Source organism: Patulibacter sp. (assembly GCF_030655195.1).
Classification (GTDB): domain Bacteria; phylum Actinomycetota; class Thermoleophilia; order Solirubrobacterales; family Solirubrobacteraceae; genus Patulibacter.
In genome coordinates this window covers 1-4,351 of sequence record NZ_JAURWA010000021.1, presented here as the reverse complement: position 1 = coordinate 4,351, position 4,351 = coordinate 1, and the positions used below count along the sequence as shown (strand labels likewise).

Sequence of the window (4,351 nt, the reverse complement as noted above, 5' to 3'; positions counted from 1 at the left end):
TCGCCGCGGCCGCCGCGGCGGGGCTGCTGGCGGTCGGGGCGACCGTCGGCGGGGCATCCCGCGGAGGGACGACGGGCCCGCGCGTGCTGGCGGGCGACGGGGTGGCGGTCCTCGACGTCGGTCAGGGCAGCGCGACGCTGCTGCGCCAGGGCGGCGCGACGATCCTCGTCGACGCGGGGCCGGCGGACGGGCGGGTGGTGGACCGACTCGCCGAGCAGGGCGTGACGCACCTCGACGCGCTGGTCCTCTCGCACGCCGCGGCCGACCACACCGGTGGCGCACCGGCCGTGGCGGCGCGGCTGCGGCCGACGCTCCTGGTCGACGGACGGAGCGGGCACGACGACCCACCGACGGCGGTGGCGGCGTCGATCGTCGCCGCGGCGGGTGGACGCGTGATGCCGGCGCGGTCGGGACTGCGGCTGGCGGCCGGGTCCCTGCGCGCCGAGCTCCGCTGGCCGCCGTCGCGGTCCGGACCGCCACCCGCCGGCGAGGACCCCAACGACCGTGCCGTCGTCGTCCGCGCGACGGTCGGCGGGATCCGGGTGCTCGTCCCCAGCGACCGCGAGGGCGTCCCGCTGCGCACCGCCGCCGGCGGCCCGGTCGACCTGCTCGTCCTGCCCCACCACGGCAGCGCCGACGACGACGTCCCGCGCCTGCTCGAGGCGTTGCGCCCGCGCCTGGCGGTCGCGCAGGTCGGCGCGCACAACGGCTACGGCCACCCGGCCCCGCCGACCGTCGACGCGGTCCGGACCGCGGGCGTCGCGCTCGGGCGCACCGATCGGGACGGCACCGTCGGCGTCGCCCTGGGACCCGGGGGCGTCACCTCCACGCCGGCGCGGACGGGCGGCGGGCCCTGAGCGGCCCGCCCTCGGTCCGTCCCTCGACCGGTCGTCTCGGTCTGCCCCTCGTTCCGCCGAGGGCCCGCCCGCGTCCCGCCGGGACCGAGCCCGGGCCGCGGCCGGGCCATCGCATACCCTGGGCCGCGATGACCGCGTGGCTGCCCGCCTACCTGATCCACGGCGACGACCACGACCGCGTCGCCGAGCGGCGCTCCCGGCTGAAGGCCACGGCCGAGGCCGAGGTCGGCGCCGAGGGCGTCGAGCACCTCGACGGCGACGACGCGACCCCGGCCGCGATCGCCGACACGCTCTCCGCCATGACCCTGGGCCTCGGGCGACGCTTCGTCCTGGTCGACGGGGTCGAGCGGTGGAAGGACGAGGAGGTCGCCGCCCGCATCGTCCCCGTCCTGAAGGTCCTCGACCGCGAGACGACCACCGTCGCGTTCGTCGCGATGGAGGACAAGAAGCTGCAGGCCCCCGCGCCGCTGGCCGCCGCCGTGGAGAAGATCGGTGGGGCGATCGTGCTCGAGGCGGCGCTCAAGGCGCGCGACCTGCCGCGGTGGGCGAAGGAGCGCGCCGAGCAGCTCGGGATCGAGCTCGACGGCGCGGGTGCCCAGGCGCTGGTGGCCCAGGTCGGCGAGCGCCGGGTCCGCCTGGAGCGCGAGCTCGAGAAGCTCGCCCTGGAGTACGGCCCGGGCGCCCGCCTGTCGACCTCGGAGGTCGAGGGGGCCGTCGCCGACGCGGCGGAGCAGCAGGTCTGGGGTCTCGTCGACTCGATCATGGCCGGCGACCGGCAGGCCGCGGTGGCCTCCTACCTGGCGCTGCGGGCGCAGGGCGAGGCGCTGGCCCGGCTCACCGGGGTGCTGCAGTCGCGGATGCGGGTCGCGCTGGAGCTGGCCCGCCGCCTGGAGGCGGGGGAGGACCGCAGCCAGATCCAGCGCAGCGTCCGGATGGCGCCCTACCAGTTCGACCGTCGGCTGAACGAGGCCCGCGACGTCGGCGCGACCACGCTGGCCGCCGCCGTCGACCGCATCGCCCGGCTCGAACTGGCCGCCCGCGGCGACAGCACCCTGGACCAGGACACCGAGGCGATCCGCGTCATCGGGGCGGTCACGACGCGTCGCTGAGGGCCGACCCCAGAGGGAACGACGAAACGGCCCGTCGTCGACGAGCCGTCAGGTGCTGCTGGTGCTGCGGGTGCGGGCCGAGAGCGGCCCGCGGCCGATCAGGCGGCCGTGGCGGCCTTGGCCATGCGCGAGGCGCGGGCGATCTTGCGCGAGCCCGTGTTGCGGTGCAGGGCACCGGCCTTGACGGCCTTGCCGACCAGGCTGGTGTACTTGCGCTGGGCCGCCGAGATCTCGTCGGCGTCGCCGGCCTTGACGGCCGCCTCCAGCTGACGGAGCTGGGTCTTGAGCGACGACGTGTAACGCCGGTTCTCGAGACGCTCGCGCTCGGTACGGAGGATGCGCTTCTTCTGCGATGCGATGTTTGCCATAAGCCGACCCGGGAGAGTAACGCCTTCCCCCGGCCCCGTGCGTACCGGCTCCGACCGCCCCGTGGCACGGACGGCACCGGGCGTCGCTCCGCGGATCGGGCCGTCGGCCGCCCGGGGCCGTAGGATGCCGCACCGGTGTCCCCGTCCCGCCAGCCAGCCCACGTCGCGGTCCCGGGCGACCCGGACCCCGAGGGCGGCGGCGCCGAGGGCGTCATCCCCGACGGGGGCGGCGCGGACGGCCGCGCCCGCAACACGATCATCTTCTCCGTCGCGACCGGGCTCTCGCGCGTCGCGGGCCTGATCCGCGAGATCTTCTCGAACGCCCTGTACGGCGCCGGCGGCGCGGCGTCCGCGTTCACGATCGCCTTCGCGGTCCCCAACCTGCTGCGCGCGCTCTTCGCCGACATGGCGCTGTCGGCCGCGTTCGTGCCGGTCTTCACCGAGCTGCTCGAGAAGAAGAAGAAGCGCGAGGCGCTGCTCCTGCTCTCGACGCTGTTCTGGGTGCTCCTGGCGGGCCTGGCCCTGCTCGTCGCGGTCGCGATGCTCACCGCCCCGCTGTACATGCCGCTGTTCGTCGGCGACGAGGTCCTCAGCAAGCTGGGGACGGAGGGCAACGGGCTGACCGTCGGGCTCTCCCAGGTGATGCTGCCGACGGTGCTCCTGCTCGGCCTGAACGGGCTGTTCGTGGGGGCGCTGAACGCGTACGACCACTTCACGATCCCGGCGCTCTCGCCGCTGGTGTGGAACTTCGTGATCATCGTGATCAACCTGGCGTTGCTCCCGGTGTTCGGCGGGGCGGACTCCGAGAACGGGATCTACGCCCAGGCGATCGGCATCCTCGTCGGCACGATCGCCCAGCTGCTGATGGCCGTCCCGGTGCTGCGCCGGTACGGCATCAGGCTGGTCCCGAAGGTCGATCTGCACGACCCGCGGCTGCGCCAGGTCCTCGTCCTGATGGTCCCGGTGGCCATCAGCCTGGGACTGATCAACTTCAGCGCGCTGATCGACTCGATCCTGGCCTCGCGGGTCTCCGACGACGGGCCGCGGGCGATCGAGGCGGCGTTCCGCCTCTACATGCTGCCGCAGGGCATCTTCAGCGTGGCGATCGTGACGGTCCTCTTCCCGGTCCTCAGCCGAGCGGTCGCACGCGACGACCGGGCGGGGCTGCGCGGCCTGATCGGCGGCGGGATGGCCCAGATCCTCGTGCTCCTGGTGCCCCTGGGCCTGCTCTTCGCCAGCCCGGTGATCTCGCACGACATCATCGAGACGCTGTTCCAGCGCGGGAAGTGGACGGACGAGAACACCGACACGGCGACGACCGCCCTGGTCTTCCTCGGCATCAGCCTGGCGCTCAACGGCGTCAGCCTCCTGCTCAGCCGCACCTTCTTCGCGCTGCAGCGCCCGTGGGCGAACACCGGCCTGGCGCTCGGCAGCCTCGTGGCCAACGTCGCCGTCTCGGTCGCGCTGTACGGACCGCTCGGCATCGCGGGCATCGTGATCGGCACGTTCGTCGGCAACGTGGTCCTCGTGGGCCTGCAGATCCGGCTGCTGCGCAAGGAGACCGGCGGCCCGCTCGGCCTGCTGCCGGTCCTCCGGTCGCTGCTGCAGGTGCTCGTGGCGTCGGTCCTGGCCGTGCTGGCGGCGACCGGCGTCGTGCTGATCGGGCGGATCGGCAGCGACGCCCTCGGCGACGGGACGGCGGCCTCGATCGTGACGATGGTCTACCTCGGCGTGTCGCTCCTGGCCGGCGGCGTCGTCTACGTCGGCCTCGCCCGCGACCTGGGCCTGCGCGAGCTCGAGACCGCGGGGGCCCGGTTCGTCCGCCTGTTCGAGCGCGTCCGCGGACCGATCACCCGCCTGCCGGGCGTGCGCGGCGTCGTGGCCGCGGGCGGGCGACCCGGCGTGCGGCGCCTCGCCGGCACGACGGAGTCCGCGCTCGCCGTGGCCGCGTGGCCGCTGCGTCTGCCGACGTGGCTGGCCGTCGGGCTGGCGCGCCTGCTCGTCGGGCTCGTCCCGG

4 protein-coding genes are annotated in these 4,351 nt (G+C 75.0%); 3 read left to right on the top strand and 1 reads right to left on the bottom strand.

Features of this window, described 5'->3' with window-relative positions:
* Together Q7T67_RS02080 and holA are read left to right on the top strand one after the other, a co-directional pair.
* On the top strand, positions 1-857 hold an 857-nt coding region (locus Q7T67_RS02080; RefSeq protein ID WP_304785673.1), incomplete at its 5' end, for a ComEC/Rec2 family competence protein.
* Positions 858-985: 128 nt separating this feature from the next.
* Positions 986-1,966, top strand: coding sequence for a DNA polymerase III subunit delta (gene holA, locus Q7T67_RS02075; RefSeq protein ID WP_304785672.1), 981 nt, complete (start codon positions 986-988; stop codon positions 1,964-1,966).
* A gap of 98 nt (positions 1,967-2,064) precedes the next feature.
* Here holA and rpsT read toward each other — a convergent pair whose 3' ends face one another.
* Positions 2,065-2,334, bottom strand: coding sequence for a 30S ribosomal protein S20 (gene rpsT / locus Q7T67_RS02070; RefSeq protein ID WP_304785671.1), 270 nt, complete (start codon positions 2,332-2,334; stop codon positions 2,065-2,067).
* A 135-nt stretch (positions 2,335-2,469) separates the two neighbouring features.
* Here rpsT and murJ point away from each other — a divergent pair.
* A partial coding sequence (gene murJ / locus Q7T67_RS02065) for a murein biosynthesis integral membrane protein MurJ (protein ID WP_304785670.1) occupies positions 2,470-4,351 on the top strand: 1,882 nt, incomplete at its 3' end.

Excerpts from the sequence above, each read along its gene's own strand:
- rpsT (WP_304785671.1), bottom strand. The coding sequence starts at position 2,334 with ATGGCAAACATCGCATCGCAGAAGAAGCGCATCCTCCGTACCGAGCGC.
- holA (WP_304785672.1), top strand. The coding sequence starts at position 986 with ATGACCGCGTGGCTGCCCGCCTACCTGATCCACGGCGACGACCACGAC.